The organism is Fibrobacter sp. UWB2 (genome assembly GCF_002210425.1).
GTDB classification, from domain to species: Bacteria; Fibrobacterota; Fibrobacteria; order Fibrobacterales; family Fibrobacteraceae; genus Fibrobacter; species Fibrobacter elongatus.
The window spans coordinates 207,388-226,420 of record NZ_MWQK01000001.1 but is presented as its reverse complement, the minus strand read 5'-3'; the positions used below and the strand labels follow the sequence as shown (position 1 = coordinate 226,420).

Sequence of the window (19,033 nt, the reverse complement as noted above, 5' to 3'; positions counted from 1 at the left end):
AGAAAAAAAGGGCGGGCTTTAGACCCGTCCTGTAAATTCAAGCCGAAAAGATTCGCTTATCTGCCACGAGAGTCAATCTTATACTTTGCAGTATTCTTGGCACCGTGCTTCTTCAATTCCTTGATAAGGCGAGTGAAACCTTCGTTTGTTGCCCAGTCGAGTACAGAGTAGCCCTGAGCGCACTTGGCGTTCACATCGACACCCTTGCTGATGAGGAACTTCATCGCATCATAGTTGCCAGACTTGACAGTCCAATGGATCGGGAGATAGCCATCCGGGCTGCGATTTTCGAGCGGAGCGCCAGCGTTAGCAAGCACTTCGAGCATGTCGGCCTTGCCCGTCTTAGCGGCGATAAGCACTGCGGTAGCAAGGTTCTGCGGTTCAACGCCTTCCTTCTTGAGCTGTTCCAAGAGGCGGACGACCACTTCCTTGTTACCCATATTGACAGCGTTATCAATAACCGGTTCACCATTGCCGTTGTTGACATTGGCCTTAGCACCATGATCGAACAAGTAGTTAAGCACCATCAAGTTGCCCTTGTTGGCTGCAATGGCGACTGCGTTATTGCCGTTATCTGCTGGCTGGTCAATTTCGAAAGAAGCCTGGAGGAACAAAGTCATCTTGGCGGTATCGCTATTAACCGCGTAAGAGACGAACTGGTTCGGCGTAAAGCCAATCTGCTTCTTCGTCAAATATCTGCGAACAGACTGCGGATCGTTCGGGTCCATGGTTTCTTCACAACCAGTCAAAGAAAAAATAAGACCAGCAGCACAGAGAGCCAAGATTTTCTTCTTCATATTTTACTCCAGTGATTTTTTTGAATTTTTCAAGTTAAAACTACACTATTTTTTTCAATTTATTACAAAAAAAACACGAATTTACACATTTTTTTATCAAAAAGCCGCCTTTATACGCATTTTTATTTTTTCGGTTTCTTTGTTGTCTTGATTTTTAGCTTTTCGTTAATCTTAATCTTCGTGTCTTTTAAGCCATTCCACTTCACAATATCTTCAATCGTCACGCCGTACTGGCGGGAAATATCCCAAAGGCCCTCGCCCTTCTTGACCACGTGCGTGATTTCTTCGACCTTAGTTGCACTCGGTGCCGGAGCGACAGAGCCCGGAATCTTGAGCTTTTGGCCGACCTTGATGTTCGAAGAATTGCCCATATCGTTCATTTCGCGGATAGCAGCAACCGTCGTGGAATACTTTTTGGCAATCGCAAAGAGGTTGTCCCCGGCCTCGACCGTATAAATGATGGTCGTACTCACAGGAGCCTTCTTTGAGGACTTTGCGGACTCCGCAGGCTTTTCTGCGGACTTTTTGGAAGACTTGCTAGACTTCTTGGAATCCGTTTCAACTGCCTTGGCAACTTCCACAGGAACGTCTTCTTCGACTGCCTTGGACATCTTGCGCGGCGGACGGACATAAGCCGGAATCGCAAGAGAATCGCCAATCGTGAGGCGCTTGGTAAAACCGCTATTAGCCTGCAACAAGAGGAACACCGGAACTTTGTACTTCTTTGCAATTTCAGCGTAGGTATCCCCCGCCTTGACTACATACTTTTCGCCCTTCTTGAGCGCAACGCGCTGCTGCACAAAGCTAGTCGGCTTCAAATCAGGTTTAGAGACGAAAATGGTATCGCCCTTTTTCACATTATACCCGGCCTCGATATTGTTCCAAACGCGAAGCGATTCCTGCGAAATACCAAAACGGCGGGATATCGAGGCAAGATTGTCGCCAAGTTGGACAACATATGTACGGACCTTTGTCGGCTTTTTGCCCGTTGACCTGCGCGGAGCAACCTTTATCGGGATCAAAAGCGTACGACCCGGCTTGAGCTTGGTTTTCTTCAAGTCATTCGCTCGCTGGATTTCTGCCACGCGGACACCATACTGTTGCGCAATCACACCTATCGATTCGCCCTTGCGGACCTTGTGTTCCTTCCAACTCGAAAAGCCGTTCTTTTCCATACGGTCGTAGTTCTGCACAAACGCAGCACGCGTCCCGTACGGCAAGCGGAGCAAATACGCATCGCGGTTTGGAGGCGTGCACCACATGGTAAGTTCCATGTTCAAAGTGCGCAACGTATCTTCGGGAACCTTCAAGAACTTTGCAATTTCATCGAGCGAGAACGAATCGTAAACAGTAACCGTATCGTACGCCGGCAACTGGCGCTTTGTAATCGACACATCATAATGGTTCGGATAATGGCCAATCACCATCGCCGCCAAGATTCGCGGCACATAGTGCATTGTCTCTTGCGGGAGCTGCAAATCCCAGTACGTTACAGGGCGGTTACCCCACGTAGAATCGGCCTTCTTTTCACGAATCAGTCGACGGATTCGACCTTCACCGCAGTTGTAAGCAGCCATTGACAAGAGCCAATCGCCAAATTCAGCATACAAGGTCGAGAGATAGCTCAAGGCAGCTTCTGTCGCCATTTCCGGATTGCGACGCATATCGACCCAGAAATCGACTTCCAGGCCATAGCGGATACCCGTTTCCGGGATAAACTGCCACATACCCGCCGCCTTTGCACGGCTATAAGCCTTTACATTAAAGCCAGATTCCACCAAGGCAAGGTAAATAAGGTCTCGCGGCATGCGCTTTTGGGCAAGCTTTGTATAAATCAATGAATCATACGCCGTCTTGCGGGTAAGCGAGCGCGTGATAAAGCCACGTGCTGTCGTCGTCATGTAGTAAATTTCTTGCATGACGCGTTCGTTAAAGCGGATCGGGAGCGAAAAACGCCCAGCATCAACCGTGTCGAGGAAATTTTCGATAACGCGCATCGAAGCGCTATCGGCCGCATTTTCGTCGTAAGCGTCAACGCCATCGATCGAAAGGCTATCCGTATTGGTAGAATCACTCCCCTCCTGCTCGGCGAGGTTCGGATAGACATCTTCTAAAGCCTGGACAATGCGCACAGGCATCTGCATTTTATAGATGGAATCTTCGGAACGAGTGAGTCCGCTCTTTGTAGAGTCGTATTTTTCCGTCACCAAGAGGCGCAGAGATTCTTCAAGGTAATGCTTGGAAACAGCCCACTGGTTGTTATCCATTGCCTGGAGACCATACTGATAATAGACCCAAGAGGGCCTCGTGGAATCCCCAACAATTTCCTTCCCCGGGTTTGGACCAGGTACATCAATAGAGACCTTCTCCGCCTGGATAGGTTTCCCCTGAGACGACGCGGCAAGTTTCGCCTGCTTAGGAGCGCAGGCGGACAGCATCAAGATAACAAGAGCGAAGCCGAGTCGAAGTAATTTATCCGACCATATCACTGGTCGAAATCCATATCCTCGCCGTAGTCAGACCAAATGGGGTTACGGCCAAAGGACGGCTTGTCAAAATCGACTTCTTCGTCAACTTCTTCTTCTTGCGGTTCTTCTTCTTCCTTGATCAGATCGTCTTCTTCACCCAGGTAGGTTGGATCCGGGGTATCATCGAACGCATCACTCTTAGGACGACGACCACAATAGTAAGCCTTATTCATTTAAGCTATCCTCCAGTTTACTGCATCAATCGGTTCATACCGTATAGAATAACACCGCACATCGCAAGAGCGGCAACAATTTGCAGGATTATGATAACCCTGTTAATCTTGTACGCGGTTTGCGACTTTCGATGCCATGACGGCAATTTGTTTGCGGAGTTCTTGTTTCTCACTTCGGAAGTGAAATATATACATAAATTTTAAAATGCAAACAGTTAAACCGAAAAAATGTCTAAATTCTTTAAGAAAAATGAAACGATTTCTGTTTACTCTTCTTATCAGCGCCGTTTTTGTGTTTGCGCAGTCTGGTTTTTCGTTCACTAGCAGCGGAATCCATGTTCCCGGAGCACGAACGCTCAGTCCGGGTGACTTGTTTATTTTAGGCGGTTTCGAAATGGCAAGCAGCAACAAGCCTGCAAGCCTTGAAGGTTACCTCGTCGACGAGAACGGCAACCAAAGAAAGCTAACGCCCTCCCCATCGAACACAGTTCTTGGATTTATCGGATACGGGATTCTCGACTTTCTCGATGTGGGCCTCAACATCAACGTGCACTACGACGGCGATGCCGGTGGAACTAGGCTCAAAGGACTTGGCTTTGGTGACCTCGGACTAATGGTCAAGGCTCAACTCCCCAACCAGTCCTTAAGGGACCTGTTCAATTTCGCGGCAGGGCTCGAAGTGTTCATCCCGAGCGGAACAAACGAAAAAGGTCTACGCCCGAGACACCTGTGGTACATCCATAAGGGCGGGTACACGAACGCTTATTCGGCAGCAGACTTCGCCATTGCAGGAACGCTGTACATGACGATAAACATCCACAGGAACCTCAACTGGAATAACTACGCGGGTGTCCTTAGGACGATTGAAAATGGCGAAAACATCTTTATTTGGGGAACGGGACTTAACATATTCCCTTACGAATGGGTATCGCTCGTTCTCGAAACTTCCGGAGAAACCTGGATACGCGCCAAAGATATTTTTCCGGGATTCCTGAACGATCAACTGAGATTCTCGCCGGGTTTAAAAGTACGACTCCCAAAATTTACGACGCTATCGATTAACGCAGACCTCGGCATGGACCTCTTCAGAAAGCGCAAACTACGCCATGGCCACGCCATTACCACAAAGAACAAAGGTCACGAATATTCGTACACCGTCCCCGGAAGCTCCCCCATTACGGCCTCCATCAAGCTTAGCCGAACGTTCGACCTCAGTGGAAGGATTGAAGACTTTAAAAAGAAGATGGACGCGTGCCCCAAGTCCGGCCTCACCTTCAAAGAAAACAAGTACCGCTGTGCGCCTGACGACGATAACGACGGTATTGCAAACGACCTAGACAAATGCCCGGACACGCCAGAAGAAGTCCTCATCGATGAAAACGGATGCCCGTTCGACCACGACAACGACGGCATTCCGGACTATAAGGACAAGTGTCCACAGACAAAGGAAGGCTACCCCGTCGATGAAAACGGATGTATCCGCGATGACGACAACGACGGCATTCCGAACGAACTAGACAAGTGCCCGGATAGCGAACCCGGTGAAGAAGTCAACGAACGCGGTTGCATTCTCGACACAGACGAAGATGGTGTTCCGAACGTACTCGACTCCTGCCCCAACACGCCCGCAGGTCTTACCGTCAACAAGTACGGATGCTTCTTGGATAAAGATGAAGACGGCGTTCCTGACGAATGGGACAAGTGCCCAGAAAGCGCTCCCAAGGAAATTGTCAATATGTACGGTTGCCCTATCGATTCTGACGAAGACGGCATTCCGGACTTTATGGACAAATGCATAAACACTCCGCTTGGCGTAAAAGTCGATAGCATTGGCTGTAGAATTGACCAAGACCTCGACGGCGTTTTTGACGAAGAAGACAAGTGTCCGGATACCCCAGAAAACGCACCAGTAGACAATAAAGGCTGCCCGCTAGACTCGGACAAGGACGGCATTTTCGACTATCTCGACAACTGCCCGAACACGCTTGAACGCACAGAAGTAGACGCTAACGGATGCCCCATCCGCGACAAGCTGAATCTGGATAAAATCGCAAGGCGCATAACGTTCCTCAAGGGGACTGACAAGCCGATGAATTCTTCTTACACGGCACTAAGCGACATCGTCTCGATTATGCGACACAACAAGCATATCGCTATCGAAATCCAGTGTAGCGTAAAGCCCGGCGAAGCTTTGGTTCCGCAGTCTCTTTCGGAAGCTCGCGCGACTGTCATCTATGAATTCCTCATCAACAAGGGAATCAAGGAAGAGCGCCTCAAGGCGACCGGCTTTGGAACGCAATTACCGGCTGATACACGCGGTCACACAAAGCTCAACCCTGTTGGCGTAAGGCTCTTGCCGTACAACATCAAGGAAGAGTAGCTTTTAGGATTTCTTGTTGAACAAGAGCGCGATGACGAGCGCAACGACAACGTAGAGCGCCACCGCAGAAAATAGCCCGAGAATCTCCGAGCCAGAAAGAGCCTCCACCTTGATGTACAAGAGGACGGAAAGGGGCATGGCGAGTAAAAAAAGGATTCCGGGAATTTTCTGTTTCATGAAAAGCAAGATAGTAAAAAAGCCGCATAACGCGGCTTTGAAACTTGACTGGATTCCTCGCCCGTAAAGGGCTCGGAATGACGAATGCAACCTGTCATCCTCGACCGTCAGGGAGGGGATCCATTATTTTAACAGTATTATTTCACAGTAATCTGGAACTTCTTGTCGCCAGCGTTGACCTGGTAGTAGCCCTTGAAACCACGGAACTTGGCTTCGCCATTTTCGTCGGCGGTAGCGTAGAGGTCCGTCGTCCAGACTTTGTGCCACAAGTCGTAAACGCGCTTTGCAGCAGGCTTTTCGCGACCATCAGAAGCAATCATGCCGCCATTTTTGACCCAGTGACGGTTGTCCCAGAAGCCCCAGAACACAATGCCGTTCACAGCCGGATGGCTAAATGCGGTACGGAGGAAGGTTTCGAACTTTTCGGCCTGAACTTCTTCGGTGTCGTTCATACCAGCCTGCCAGTCGCCCACGTCGAATTCTGTAACCTTGATCGGGAGGCCAAGGGAAGCGAGCTTGTCCAAGCGTTCCTTGATGAGACTCGGCACAACCGGACGGAGCCCAAAGTGGCACTGCACACCAATGCCCATCACAGGCACCTTGCGTTCGAGCATACCCTTAATCAAGCCATAATAGCGATCCGTTTCACCTGCAGCAACGACGTTGTAATCGTTGATGTAAAGGAATGCGCTCGGGTCAGCCTTGTGAGCCCAAATGAAGGCACTGTCGAGAATGCCCCAGCCGCACTTGTTGAACGTCCAGGATTCGTGAATCGGTTCGTTCCAAACGTCGTATTCGGTAATCTTGCCCTTGTATTCCTTGAGGTCGCGATAGATACGGGCCTTGAGTTTTTCAGCCATTTCTTCGCAGCTACCCTTGTTGCTGTAGTGCTTGTCGAAACCGTAGCCTTGGTGGCTCCACATGAGAGCGTGACCGCGAAGCTTCCAGTGATTCTGAGCCGTGAAGTCGGTGTATTCCTTCATTTCTTCACGCTTGATCTTGCCCTTCTTCGGTTCGTATTCCGGCCACTTGAACTGGTTTTCAGAGACGCCATGCCAGAAGTACTTCTTGGCGGCGTTGCGGTACCAGTTTTCGGTGCTATCCTTGGTGTCATAGAGAGCGAGCGCCGTACCGAATGGGAACGAATGGCGCAACAGCTTCACGTGGACTTTTTCGCCCGGATTTGCCTTGACCGTGAAATCCACCTTGCGGAGGCTATCGATGCGGGCATCGGCATTGTTATACCAGGACGGGTCAGACATTTCGTCCATCTTTTCAACTTCGACATCGTCGAGCTGGATCCAGCCCTTCTTGAGGCCAATCTGGAACGTAATGTTGTTGAGGCCGTAACCCTTCTGGTCAGCAAGGAAAATCATTTCATAAGTCTGCCACTTGTCTGTCAAGTCAAACGAAGCGCTTTCTTTTTGACGGTAGTCCGGAGGGCCGCCCTGCACCACAGAATTAATAGGCATGTTGCCCTTAGCCTTGAACGAGAGCTTGTAAAAACCGGAGTCTGCCAAAAATTTAGGCGGCTGGAGCTGCAAGCCCCACCACGGATTCGGAAGTTCCTTCACGACGACCTTAGCGCCCTGGGAACCATCGACACCGAGCCCCTGCACGGCAATTTGCGATTCGGCTACAGCTGGACCATCAGGATTGTTCCACAGATACCAGCCGCCGTCACCATACTCCATATCACCATTGTTCAACTGTGCAAAAGACGGCACAGAAAGCGCCATGGCGACGGTCGTCGCAATCGCAAGAGCTTTATTCTTTTTAAAATTCATGAGGACACCTCGGTTATGTTTACAGGTTAAATATATACTCGAAGTGCGTTTTTCGGGCGATTTAGGGCATATTTTAGGCAGACTAAAACACAAACGAGCAAAAAAGTGTAACAAGTGTATCAAAGGATAAATTCATCCATCATTTTGAAGTCCCCCGCCCCAATACTTAAAAATTATGGGATTTCAACGAAATATTGGTCTTCAATGAGGTTGTTTTCATATTTTTCTCTTTTATCCCAATACCATCCTGTATGATGATAAAGAGTGTCATTTGAACCTTCAAATACGATCGGCTTCATTTTACTCCAATCAATATTAAACCTTGATCTACTCAAATATTTCGCAGTATCAGAACCTACATACACCTGAGTTAGCAAAACAGAGCGAACATAGGCATCCATATCGATACTTTTTTTTGCAAGTAAAGTCCACTTCTTCGTTTCTTTATTTTTTAAAACAATCTCTATATCAACGATTCCTCTCAAAGTTTGCCCACATCCGGACACATCCGAGGCGGGAACCGCAACATTGCAAAATGATTGAGAAAAACTTTTTATAACCCTTTCACCTGCATCAACACGATTATCTTCGCGAATAATCCCCAGAGGAATATCAACCGTATCACCATTAATTAAATAAACTAAATCAAAATTTTTAGATTTACCTATATTAAATTCACTTCTTTCACTCTCATCATTATCAACAATTCCCATCACAGCCAATCGTTCTGCTTTGTCATAATAACTAAAACACGACGAAAGCAAAAATGGCAGAATACCAATCATTATATATTTAAACATTAGATAACTATTCCTTATTCTAGCAACAATAAATATAAATTAATACTAATTTCATTAATAGGCAAAAAACGATATTTTGTCTATTTCCTAGGCTACATAGACTCTACAAAACGAACACTTGTAAAATTTAATACGACTATCGAGGAATAATTATCTATTTTATGGGCATGCATTACAAACCTTATCGCGATTTACTTTTGGAACTCTTCCCGAACTACCTCAAGGTGCGCAAACTCCCGCTCAATGGCGGCATGAGCTGCCCGAACCTCGATGGAACCAAGGGATTTTCGGGATGCAGCTACTGCAACAACCGCAGCTTCAGCCCTGTCTTTGACGAAGCTAAAGTCTCGATTCAGGAACAGCTCGAAAAGTACGTTCCGAAGCTTCGCGACAAGTATCCGAATGCGGGCATCCTCGCCTACTTGCAGCCGTACACGAATACGCACGCGCCGCTTGAACATCTGCGAGAAATCATCGATCCGATTATTAAGCATAAAGAAATTGCAGGGCTTGCGATTGGGACGCGCCCAGATTGCCTTGAAGACGAAAAGATTGAATACCTTGCGGAACTCAACCGCAAAAAGCCGATTATCGTTGAAATCGGGCTCCAAACCGCAAACGACTTGACGCTTGCAGGCATCAATCGCAGGCACACGCTTGCGGAATTTGAAGATGCCGTAAAACGCAGTCAAGCCGCAGGCCTCACCGTCACAACGCATGTGATTGTTGGGCTTCCCGGCGAAAAGATGGAAGACTTTAAGCACACGGCACAAGTCGTTCACGATTTGAAACTTGCAGCAGTCAAGATCCACCCGCTGCACATTGTGGTCGGCACGGTCATGGCGCAAGATTTTGCCAACGGCGAAGTCAAATTGCTTTCGTTCGAGGAATACTGCGAAGCGGTTGCCGAGATGATTAAAATTATCGGCAAGGATATCGCAATCGAACGATTCAGCGGCGAAAGCCCAAGCGAACTCTTGATTGCTCCGAACTGGTGCGGGGAACGCGACAAGATTATTACGACAGTCGAAAAATTGTTAGATAGTCATTAGCAATAACGAGATGGCGATTCCGGCTCGGAGGCCGGAATGACAATGACGCCTGAGCAAGAAATAACTGGATTCTTCGCGATTTCATCGCTCAGAATGACGAAGACGTAAAAAAGAGAGGGGTAAATGAAACGTATTGAAGACTACATTATTGCTGTTCCGGATTTTCCTAAGCCGGGTGTTTTGTTTCGTGACATCACGGGAATTTTGAGTGATCCCGATGGACTAAAGCTTACGCTTAATGCGTTCTACAAGGCTCTTGAAAATGTTGACTTTGATGTCGTTGTCGGGCTAGAAGCACGCGGATTCCTATTTGGTGTTCCGATTGCAGAGCATTTCCACAAGCCATTTGTCCCTGAGCGCAAAAAAGGGAAACTCCCCCGCGAGACTGTAGAAATCACTTACAATCTCGAATACGGAACCGCCTGTATGGAAGTCCATAAGGATGCGATAAAGCCGGGGCAACGCGTTGTTATCGTCGATGACTTGCTCGCTACCGGTGGCACTGCAAAAGCAGCCGCCCATCTCGTAGAGAAAATGGGCGGTAAAGTAGAATGCTTTGCATTTGTCATTGAGCTTGCGGACCTTAAAGGTCGCGAATTTCTTGATGGCTATCGTGTAGAAACGCTGACAAAGTTTTAAAGCAAATAGTAATGGAGATTCCGGCACGGAGGCCGGAATGACAAATGCGTTTAAACGCGTTTGAAGATAAGCGAAGTATTTATGCCGCCGAACGCAAAGTTGTTCGACATAAAATATTCCGTATCAATTTCACGCCCGGAACCCGTGATGTAATCCAGCGGAGCGCATTCCGGGTCCACATTTTTCAAGTTCAAATTCGGGCTAAACCATCCGCGATTCATCATGTTGATGCCAAGCCAAGCCTCAATACCGCCGCATGCACCAAGCGTATGGCCCATGTAGCTTTTAAGGCTAGAAATCGCCACAGCACGTTGCTTAAAAGCGTTGTATGTCGCCCAGCTTTCAGCAATATCGCCATGATGCGTTGCGGTTCCATGGCCATTCACATAGCCAATCGCATCCGTCGAGATTTCAGCATCTTTTAAAGCCAATTCCAACGCACGTTGCATCGTATCTTTCTTGGGTTGCGTGATGTGTTCGCCATCCGTATTATGCCCAAAGCCGACGAGTTCTGCATAAATGTGTGCGCCACGAGCTTTGGCATGTTCATATTCTTCAAGCACAAGCGTTCCCGCGCCCTCGCCGATAACAAGGCCGTCTCGGTCGCGATCGTACGGAGCAGGCGTAAGTTCGGGCGTCGAATTTTTAACGCTCGTTGCAAAAAGCGTGTCGAACACAGCCGTTTCTGTAGCGGCAAGCTCTTCGGCACCGCCTGCAATCATCACATCTTGCATACCGTACTTGATGGCTTCATAAGCGTAACCGATGGAAAGGCTACCACTCGTGCAAGCGGTATTCGTCGTAATGAGTCGTCCCGTAAGGCCAAAGAAAAGGCTTACGTTCACAGCGCATGTCTGCGGCATGGACTGGATATACGTTGTCACAGAAACATTAGCGCAGTTGTACGGCGGATTCTGCATGGAGACAAAATCCAAAAGCGGACACACGCTTCCCATCGAAGAACCGTAGGCAACGCCCACACGGCCAGACTTGAGAAGTTCCTTTTCACCCGCAAGGCCAGCCATTTGCATAGCCTTATCCGCAGATGTAATCGCCAGCACGCCCACACGGCCTGCACCGCGAACTTTTTTGCGTGGGTATTCCGGCAAATCATAGAGAATCGGGCCCGCCAGACGCGTATTCATTTGCGCATACTTGTCCCAATCATCCATACGGACGATGTGATTTTTCAGAGACTTGAGTTCCGAAAAAATTTCATCCAATTCCATCCCTAAAGATGTAACGCAACTGCCTCCGGTAACGACAACTCGACGACTCACGCCAAGCCTCCATTGACCGAGATGACCTGGCGCGTAATGTACGCAGCACCTTCAGAAAGCAGGAATACAACAGTAGCCGCGACTTCTTCGGGTTTACCCACGCGCTTCATCGGGATTGTCGGGAGAATCATATCGAGCGGAGCGTCCTTAATCATTTCAGTTTCAATGACGCCCGGAGCCACACTATTCACAGTGATATTGCGGCTCGCAAGTTCTGTAGCAAGCGCTTTCGTCGCGCCAATAAGGCCAGCCTTGGATGCGCTATAGTTGACCTGACCGCGGTTTCCAATCACGCCAGAAACAGACGAAATCGTAATAATGCGGCCTTTGCGCTTACGGCACATCGGCAACACAATTGGATGGACGACGTTGTAAAAACCGTTCAAGTTTGTATTCAAGACTTTGTCCCAAAATTCGTCGGTCATCGCCGGGAATGCGGCGTCGGCACAGACACCAGCATTTGTCACAACGCCATAGTACACGCCATTTTCGGTAATGTCTTTTTCAATAACTTCTTTGCACTGTTCACGATCGCAAATATTGAACTGCAATGTGCGAATTTTACCGCCATTGGCTCGGATGCGTTCGGCTAGTTCATCAATCGGTGCGGAGTTTCTATTGTAATGAGCAACAACTGTGTAGCCTTCTTTCGCGACAGCTTCGGCAATGGCAAGACCAATTCCGCCACTTGCACCCGTAATCAAAACTGACTTTTCATTTTCCATTCCATACCTCTGCATCAATTTAAATTTAACGAACTTTTAGGGTCATCGACTTCGACCGTATTGAGTTTCGCCGTTACAGCAAGCGTTCCGTTGACCGTTGCTGAACCTTCAAAAGTCACCGCCTTGTCCATGCGGATATTTTCAAGAACGTTGACCACAACGGTTTCGCCCTCCTTAAAAACAGGGACATCGGCCTTGAAGCCACTCACGCTCATGATAAAACCGGTCTTTGGTTTTTCGCCTTTGGCACGGCCACAAATTCCAGACAACGCAGAAACGCTTTGAGCCATATATTCAAAAGCAACCCACACGGGTACGCCACCAAGTTCTTCTTCATAGAACATGTTATCGCGAGCGATATCAATTTCAGTCGTGATGGAATTTTCTTTTAAATCGTAATCGCGTACGCGGTCGAGCAAAAGCATTTTGCCCTTGTGCGGCACAAGTTCACTGACTAAATCTTTTGTATCAAAATCTTCTGTCATGCCTAACCATTTTCAACAATCAAAGACACATTACAACCACCGAATGCAAAAGAATTGCTCATGCAATATTTGAGGTCTTTTGCAGTCTCGCCAGGCTTTACCAAATGAACCGGCGGGAGTTTCGGATCGACGACGCCATCAAAAAGATGAGCCGGGAGAACATCATTTTTTAGAGCCATGCAACAGAAAGCAAGTTCCAATGCGCCAGCCGCACCAAGCGTATGCCCCGTCAAAGCCTTCGTTGAGCTAACGGGAACGTCAGCGTGACTTGCTTCACCGAAAAGACGGTTGATTGCACGCGATTCCATGGCGTCGTTCAGTTCTGTTCCTGTTCCATGCAAATTCACATAACCGATTTGAGAAGCATCAAGCCCGGCATCATTAAGAGCGGCCTTCATTGCCTGATAAGCGCCTTCCCCATCGGCACGCGGAGCCGTAATATGGTCGGCATCGGCACTTTCGCCAAAACCAACAACCTTTAGGCCTTCGCATTTTGCAGTGCAAAGTTCAGCACAAGGTTCTTTTGTAACGACAAAGAAAACAGCGGCATCGCCAAGTGTAAGGCCTGAACGGTTTGCACTAAAAGGATTTGTCGGCTTATCACTCATAGCTTCGAGCGAAGCAAAACCAAGAATCACCGAGAGCGAAGCAATATCGACACCGCCCACAATCGCGACATCGCAATTGCCTGCGTAAAGATTATTGCGCGCCGAAACAAACGCACTTGCGCTAGACGCACAAGCGGTCGAATGAACCGAAAGCATTCCCGTGATTCCAAAGCGTTGCGCAATAAACTGTGCTGGAAAATCAGCGCGCTGGTAATCAAGAATGTAACCTTCAGGGAATGCTCCAGTTTCTTTAAAGCATTTGAGCGCCGCCATTGAAGCTTCGGAACCATTATCGCATGAACCCAAGAAAATGCCCACGCGGTCAGCACCGAACTTTTCAACCGCTTTGCGAATCGTATTTTCGATTCCAGAGAACGCCGCTTGAGACAAGCGGTTCACGCGGTTATCAAACTTTTGTTCAGGGACAGGAGCAAGCGTAGCTGGGTCAATCGTCGCCGCAGGGCGCATGACACCGGCAACATCGTACGTGGTAAAAGTCCCACGTTTGCCATTCGTGAGCGAATCAAGAACTTGAGCCTCGTCGCTACCTAAAATGCAACGAAGGCTAAAATCGTTAATGTACACAGGTCGTTTCATCGGTCAATGAAACCAAATCTAGAAATTTAACGTTTGGCGCAGAGCGGAGATAGCACGAAACAGCAAGAAATGCCAAGCAATACAGCTAAGCCAAACGTCCAAACCGGAGTAAAGCCACTGTACACAAGACCCCCGAACGAGATGAGCGTTGTTGCCGCAGAAAGCATCACCGCAAGAGCGGTAACCGATTTTTGTCGACCACCTTCCCTAAAGAACAGAGCGTAGTCAATACCTATGCCGAGCGTTAAAATGACACCGACAATGGCAAAGAAATTGAATTCAATTCCAGCGTAACCAAAGACCGAAGCCGCAAAGAGGCTCGCCAAAACAGGGGCTCGCAAAATTTTCAAAGCACCTGTAAATTTGTACACAAACACAAGAATAAAGAACATCACAATATAGGCCAAACCGACAAGTGTCAGCGAAACTCGGGATATTTTCGTAAATGATTCATTGATATTCTGCATTTTGTTCACGACGTAAACGTGAGGCATACTTTTGGCCATTTGTTTAGCATCAAAAGCATCCGTTGCATGCAGCGGGAAAACAGCGCTATAAAACTTTTTTCCTTGCGAAATTTCAACAGCACCAACCCAAAGCATTTCAACCATTGAACGAATTGAAGATGGGAATTGATTCAAGTCCTCGAGTCCTACATATTTCGGCGCTTCTTTTAAACTTGCATCAAGCAAAGAATCGTTCTGAACGCCAATGCTCGTCAGATATTCTTTCGTCAAATCATCATTGAGCAACTTTTGGGCATTTTCAAAAGTTTTCCTCTGCGTCGTTTGCGATGGTATAAAGCTCGATACCGCTAAATGAGACTTTAACAAATTTTTCTTTTCGGCTTGCAAGAGGCGTTCCGTGAGCAGTTCTTCCTGTTCTAAAACATCCTGTTCAGTCTCACCATCTACAATAAAATAGTTTGACGAAATACCAATATCATTCAATTTTCTATTCATAGCCTCCCCCGCCTTAAGCTTATCACTCATCGAATAAAGACTACCCAAATCCGTATGGATGTTGAGTGTACGAAGCCCAGGTACCAAAGCAATTGCTAAAAAGACAAAGAAAAGAACGATAACCCATGTGGGTAAATTCGAATAGCACTTTATGAATTTTTTAGGAACAGATAAAGGAAGATTCTTTACAGCAATAGCTTCATTTTTCGTTCTAACATTTCTCGGTTTTTCAAATACAGCGTGGAACAAAAGTGTTATCGTCAAGAACGAGCTCAAAAGCCCGACGATTGAGAACACAGCCATCTGGCGCAACAACGTAAAATCGGCAAAGATAAGCGCCACATAGCTTACTTCTGTTGTCAAGAACCCAAGCAACAATCCCTTGAAAATCTTAGAACGGACATTACGCAACCCAGACTTCCAATTCGTAAAGAAATGTACTGCATAATCGATACTCACGCCTATGACGCTCGTGCCAAAGACAAACGTAAATACATGAACATTGCCAAACACGAACCATGTAAATGTAAGTGCCGTAAAAATGGCAACAGCAATCGTCGAAAGTGTTGCCAAAATCGGAACCGCCGAACGGAACACGTAAAGCAACAACAGCAAAATCAAAACAATAGACACACCCGAGATCCACGCCACTTCCCGCTTAGCCTCACTCGAGCTTTCATAACTGTGGAACGGCACGCCCGAAGCTGAAATACGCAATCCCAAATTCGTATTTTCTAAAGAATCGAGCACATGATTCAAACGGCCGATTACATGATCATCTGTTGCAAGAGATGATACATTTTCAGAAAGCACCGCGTTCCACATCACGTACGTCATGCCAGAATCTTGCGCCGCAAGGACACCATCGCGCAAGCTAAAATGCGTAGACGATGTTAGCGTTTTTTTCATGAAATTATCAAAGGAGGCTTCGCCAAGCAAATACGGGTCTTCATCCAGGCGATTTAAATTCGCCATAGAAAACGAACCATAGATTTTTTGCAATGCTGCAAGTTCCAAAAATTTATGATTCAAATTAAAGAACGCTTCACGAACATCTTCCCCTTGAATCGTATAACGATGTTCGAATAGAAATTCGCGAGTTTCATTCAGCGTCTTTTCGTCAACATAAAGTCGCGATTCCTCAATGGAGGAGTCGCCCTTGAAAATGCTATCGAGAGAGGCGGCAACTTTGCGAGCCACTTCAAAATTTTCATGCCCAACTAGTACCGTTATGTTACGCATAGAACGTGAGCTAAGCGTTTTTTCGGCAGCGCTCACATTCTTGATTTCATTGGAATCCGGCAGAATCGAATACAAGTCGGAATCCATCTTCCACGGCACAGAAATGCCGAGAACAATCAAGATGGCGTGAATCACCACCCACAGAATAATTCCCGATTTTGCGTTCAAATTCTTCCCTCCAACATTTTTCATTTTTTCGAGACCTTATAATTCAGAAAATCCAAAGTCGTTGGAATTTTTTCGCCATCCGTAATAACAATCCTATCCACGTTTTTGCAGGCATCCATCACGACGTTATCCACGAGCATGCGGACCATCGCCTCACGCGGAATCAGTCCGATTCTAAAACCACAAGACTTTTTTTCGTAAAAGACTTTGAAGTTTTTCTCCAATTCCGTGACTTTTCCAGAAAAAAGCGATTGGATATTGTTCGAGACTTCTGCAAAGATAGGATTTTCCTTTGGCAACAATGTGCGAATTTGTCCATTAGTATCGCGTTCGACAATGCCCGCGTTATGGATAGCAAGTTCAGAGAATACGGGCTTTTGCGTTTTCCAGATGATTCCCGCCTTTTTAGAAATGCGGAACGTTCCCGTCGAAACAAATTCGCGATTGAGCTTTTGAATGGACTTGGTCTGCTTAAAATCGCCCGTAGCCACCTGATAATCCATGACTTTTGCCAAGGATTTTTCAAGTTCCGGCCTGTTTTTAGCACTCAACGGGCGTTCAAAGACATCCGCCATTGATGAACCAATGCCAAGCAAAACTGTCAAAAGCAAAACGCCAATATTTCGACAGGACATACGCATTTTACACCACCTTATCGTTTGCCAAGAACGCTCTGACCTTGTCCACAAAGCAAGCTGGGCAAGCCCAAAGCGAATCTTTCGTTTTCACTTCAACCGCCATCTGGGTACTTTCTGCTTTGGTGAGCAAGGCACCCGTTTCGGCATCCATAAACTTGTACGAGAGTTTCATGCAGACTTCGAATTCCTCAAGCGTCACCTCAGCACGAATCCTCTGCATAAAAGTCATCGGACGGATATATTTAATATGCAAATCTACGACGGGCCAGATGTAACCGCTACGCGTCATTTCGTTATAATCATACCCAATTTTACGTAAAAGTGCGCAACGGGCGACTTCCATGAACTTTACATAATTGCCATGCCATGCGACTTGCATAGAATCGACATCGTAAAATTCAACTTGAAATTCGATCGTTTCCTTAATTTTTTTTACTGCCATGCGAATTTAGGTCCTTTTATACAGCGTAAAATTTCTGGCGAATCAGCTCCAGCGTATTGCGCAAATCCTGCTCCAGCTGACGGTCACATTCAAGCGGAGCAAACTTCGAGAACACCTGATTGTAAGTCTCTTGAAGATTCTTAAGGCGGTCTTCCGAAATTTCACCTCGTTCCAAGCGTATGCGAAGTGCCTGAGCCGAAGCCAGAAGCGTTGCCGCTGCCACCTGTTCCGAAAGCTCCAAGACGCGGATGCAGTCGCGGGCCGCAATCGTCCCCATGCTGACCTTGTCTTGGTTGTGGCATTCTGTCGAACGGCTGAACACGCTCATCGGCATCGTCAAATGCAAAGCTTCTGCCGTCCAAGCAGATACACCAATCTGCACCGCCTTAAAGCCATGATTGATATCGTAATTGCCCTTGCTCCCTGCAAGATTCGGCGGCAAATGGCGATTAAACTTGATATCGACAATCATCGCTAGCTGACGGTCCAAAAGGTCCGCAATGTTTGCAACCATGTTCTTGAGCGTATCCATCGCAAGGCAAATATGCCCGCCATAGAAATGCCCACCGTGGAAAATGTTCTTTGTGAACGGATCTACAATCGGATTGTCATTGGCACTGTTGAGTTCAATTTCAATCAATTGGCGCAAGAACGCGCTAGAATCATAAAAAAGTCCAATCACATGCGGAGCGCAACGCAAAGAATACGGGTCCTGGATTTTCTCGGGAACCACATTCTTCGCCACATCGAGATTCAAGGCTTCACGAATTTTCTTTGCGGCAAAGCCAAGGCCCGGATGCGGTTTTGCTTCGAACAAGCGTTCATAATAGTGATACGCATTGCCCTTCATCGCAACCGTAATCATCGCAGTAATTCGACAAGCAAGATCAGAAAGGTATTCCGCACGAGAATAAGCCATGCAAGCAACTGCGTTCATCGCCGCAGTACCGTTCATGATAGCAATCGCTTCTTTCGGACGGAACTTATGCGGAGTAATCCCCAGTTCCTTCATCACATCCAGAGAAGAACGTCGTTCACCCTTGTACATCACATTGCGTTCGCCAATCACGGCACCCGCCAAATACGAAAGCGGAGTCAAGTCGCCACTTGCCCCCACGGAACCTTCCTGCGGAATAAGCGGCAAAATATCGTTCTGCAAAAACTGCGTAATGATTTTCAAAAGCGCATAGCTCACGCCCGAGAAACCTTGCGCAAGCGTATTCAAACGCACCGCCATAATTGCACGGGTCGTCTCCGCATCAAAATAATCGCCGAGACCGCATCCATGAAAACGCGTCAAGTTGATCGGGAGCTGGCTGTAATGTTCCGGCGGCAACACCTGCGTGCAGGAATCACCATATCCTGTTGTCACGCCATAAATGCCACCATGTTCTGCAAGCGCTTCGTCCAAGAATTCTGCACCAGAATCAATCTTTCTCTGGAATTCCGCAGAACTATCAAGTTCCACTGCGACTTGCTTTTTCGCAATCGCAACAACATCTTCAATCGAGAGTTTACCGTTTCCAATAACGACGGTTTTCATTTAATTGTTC

The 19,033-nt window shown here is 47.4% G+C and carries 17 protein-coding genes; 3 read left to right on the top strand and 14 right to left on the bottom strand.

Annotated features, from left to right (window positions below; genetic code table 11):
- Positions 1 to 56: 56 nt before the first annotated feature.
- From B7982_RS01055 to B7982_RS01045, 3 genes are all read right to left on the bottom strand, one after another.
- Positions 57 to 797 carry an ankyrin repeat domain-containing protein gene (locus B7982_RS01055; protein WP_088659181.1) on the bottom strand — a complete coding sequence of 247 codons (741 nt, stop codon included), beginning with the start codon at positions 795 to 797 and terminating at the stop codon, positions 57 to 59.
- Between the two features lie 122 nt (positions 798 to 919).
- Positions 920 to 3,286, bottom strand: a complete 2,367-nt coding sequence (locus B7982_RS01050) for a LysM peptidoglycan-binding domain-containing protein (protein WP_088659180.1) — start codon at positions 3,284 to 3,286, stop codon at positions 920 to 922.
- Positions 3,283 to 3,498 (bottom strand): hypothetical protein, encoded by a 216-nt coding sequence (locus B7982_RS01045; RefSeq protein WP_015732474.1) that lies wholly within the window; start codon positions 3,496 to 3,498, stop codon positions 3,283 to 3,285. Before B7982_RS01045 ends, B7982_RS01050 begins: the two co-directional genes overlap by 4 nt.
- Positions 3,499 to 3,748: 250 nt before the next feature.
- Between B7982_RS01045 and B7982_RS01040 the strand changes: the two genes are divergently transcribed.
- On the top strand, positions 3,749 to 5,878 hold the full coding sequence (locus tag B7982_RS01040; protein ID WP_088659179.1) for a thrombospondin type 3 repeat-containing protein: 2,130 nt from the start codon (positions 3,749 to 3,751) through the stop codon (positions 5,876 to 5,878).
- A 3-nt stretch (positions 5,879 to 5,881) separates the two neighbouring features.
- Here the strand turns inward: B7982_RS01040 and B7982_RS14735 are convergent, their stop codons facing one another.
- The 3 genes from B7982_RS14735 to B7982_RS01030 form a co-directional block, all read right to left on the bottom strand.
- Positions 5,882 to 6,055, bottom strand: a complete 174-nt coding sequence (locus tag B7982_RS14735; protein WP_015732475.1) for a hypothetical protein — start codon at positions 6,053 to 6,055, stop codon at positions 5,882 to 5,884.
- Positions 6,056 to 6,192: 137 nt separating this feature from the next.
- A complete protein-coding gene (locus B7982_RS01035; RefSeq protein ID WP_088659178.1) occupies positions 6,193 to 7,842 on the bottom strand; it encodes an endo-1,4-beta-xylanase in 1,650 nt (549 codons plus the stop codon).
- A gap of 173 nt (positions 7,843 to 8,015) precedes the next feature.
- Positions 8,016 to 8,642, bottom strand: coding sequence for a hypothetical protein (locus B7982_RS01030; RefSeq protein ID WP_088659177.1), 627 nt, complete (start codon positions 8,640 to 8,642; stop codon positions 8,016 to 8,018).
- A gap of 167 nt (positions 8,643 to 8,809) precedes the next feature.
- On the opposite strand from B7982_RS01030, the gene B7982_RS01025 reads away from it, so the two are divergent.
- Together B7982_RS01025 and B7982_RS01020 are read left to right on the top strand one after the other, a co-directional pair.
- A complete protein-coding gene (locus tag B7982_RS01025; RefSeq protein ID WP_233138302.1) occupies positions 8,810 to 9,694 on the top strand; it encodes a TIGR01212 family radical SAM protein in 885 nt (294 codons plus the stop codon).
- A 123-nt stretch (positions 9,695 to 9,817) separates the two neighbouring features.
- Positions 9,818 to 10,333, top strand: coding sequence for an adenine phosphoribosyltransferase (locus B7982_RS01020; RefSeq protein WP_088659175.1), 516 nt, complete (start codon positions 9,818 to 9,820; stop codon positions 10,331 to 10,333).
- A gap of 50 nt (positions 10,334 to 10,383) precedes the next feature.
- On the opposite strand, the gene B7982_RS01015 is transcribed toward B7982_RS01020, so the two are convergent.
- Genes B7982_RS01015 through hutH form a run of 8 tightly spaced genes read right to left on the bottom strand, consistent with a single transcriptional unit; the run spans position 10,384 to position 19,023 of the window.
- Entirely contained in the window at positions 10,384 to 11,613 is a 1,230-nt protein-coding gene (locus B7982_RS01015; RefSeq protein WP_088659174.1) for a beta-ketoacyl-ACP synthase, read from the bottom strand.
- Complete coding sequence (gene fabG / locus B7982_RS01010) at positions 11,610 to 12,338, bottom strand: 3-oxoacyl-ACP reductase FabG (protein ID WP_088659173.1); 729 nt, start codon at positions 12,336 to 12,338, stop codon at positions 11,610 to 11,612. Before fabG ends, B7982_RS01015 begins: the two co-directional genes overlap by 4 nt.
- Positions 12,339 to 12,352: 14 nt before the next feature.
- A complete protein-coding gene (locus B7982_RS01005; protein WP_088659172.1) occupies positions 12,353 to 12,823 on the bottom strand; it encodes a thioester dehydrase in 471 nt (156 codons plus the stop codon).
- 2 nt (positions 12,824 to 12,825) lie between these two features.
- Positions 12,826 to 14,028 (bottom strand): beta-ketoacyl synthase N-terminal-like domain-containing protein, encoded by a 1,203-nt coding sequence (locus B7982_RS01000; protein ID WP_088659171.1) that lies wholly within the window; start codon positions 14,026 to 14,028, stop codon positions 12,826 to 12,828.
- 26 nt (positions 14,029 to 14,054) lie between these two features.
- Entirely contained in the window at positions 14,055 to 16,400 is a 2,346-nt protein-coding gene (locus tag B7982_RS00995) for an MMPL family transporter (protein ID WP_233138301.1), read from the bottom strand.
- 20 nt (positions 16,401 to 16,420) lie between these two features.
- A complete protein-coding gene (locus B7982_RS00990; protein ID WP_088659169.1) occupies positions 16,421 to 17,041 on the bottom strand; it encodes an outer membrane lipoprotein carrier protein LolA in 621 nt (206 codons plus the stop codon).
- 1 nt (position 17,042) lies between these two features.
- Positions 17,043 to 17,480: a thioesterase family protein gene (locus B7982_RS00985; RefSeq protein WP_088659168.1), complete on the bottom strand. Its 438-nt coding sequence runs from the start codon at positions 17,478 to 17,480 to the stop codon at positions 17,043 to 17,045.
- A gap of 16 nt (positions 17,481 to 17,496) precedes the next feature.
- Entirely contained in the window at positions 17,497 to 19,023 is a 1,527-nt protein-coding gene (hutH, locus tag B7982_RS00980) for a histidine ammonia-lyase (RefSeq protein WP_088659167.1), read from the bottom strand.
- Between the last annotated feature and the right edge of the window lie 10 nt (positions 19,024 to 19,033).

Coding starts and splice junctions, on each gene's coding strand:
- B7982_RS00985 (WP_088659168.1), bottom strand. CDS start 17,480: ATGGCAGTAAAAAAAATTAAGGAAACGATCGAATTTCAAGTTGAATTT.
- B7982_RS01005 (WP_088659172.1), bottom strand. CDS start 12,823: ATGACAGAAGATTTTGATACAAAAGATTTAGTCAGTGAACTTGTGCCG.
- B7982_RS00990 (WP_088659169.1), bottom strand. CDS start 17,041: ATGCGTATGTCCTGTCGAAATATTGGCGTTTTGCTTTTGACAGTTTTG.
- B7982_RS14735 (WP_015732475.1), bottom strand. CDS start 6,055: ATGAAACAGAAAATTCCCGGAATCCTTTTTTTACTCGCCATGCCCCTT.
- hutH (WP_088659167.1), bottom strand. CDS start 19,023: ATGAAAACCGTCGTTATTGGAAACGGTAAACTCTCGATTGAAGATGTT.
- B7982_RS01045 (WP_015732474.1), bottom strand. CDS start 3,498: ATGAATAAGGCTTACTATTGTGGTCGTCGTCCTAAGAGTGATGCGTTC.
- B7982_RS01000 (WP_088659171.1), bottom strand. CDS start 14,028: ATGAAACGACCTGTGTACATTAACGATTTTAGCCTTCGTTGCATTTTA.
- B7982_RS01035 (WP_088659178.1), bottom strand. CDS start 7,842: ATGAATTTTAAAAAGAATAAAGCTCTTGCGATTGCGACGACCGTCGCC.
- B7982_RS01040 (WP_088659179.1), top strand. CDS start 3,749: ATGAAACGATTTCTGTTTACTCTTCTTATCAGCGCCGTTTTTGTGTTT.
- B7982_RS01020 (WP_088659175.1), top strand. CDS start 9,818: ATGAAACGTATTGAAGACTACATTATTGCTGTTCCGGATTTTCCTAAG.
- B7982_RS01025 (WP_233138302.1), top strand. CDS start 8,810: ATGCATTACAAACCTTATCGCGATTTACTTTTGGAACTCTTCCCGAAC.
- fabG (WP_088659173.1), bottom strand. CDS start 12,338: ATGGAAAATGAAAAGTCAGTTTTGATTACGGGTGCAAGTGGCGGAATT.
- B7982_RS01030 (WP_088659177.1), bottom strand. CDS start 8,642: ATGTTTAAATATATAATGATTGGTATTCTGCCATTTTTGCTTTCGTCG.
- B7982_RS01055 (WP_088659181.1), bottom strand. CDS start 797: ATGAAGAAGAAAATCTTGGCTCTCTGTGCTGCTGGTCTTATTTTTTCT.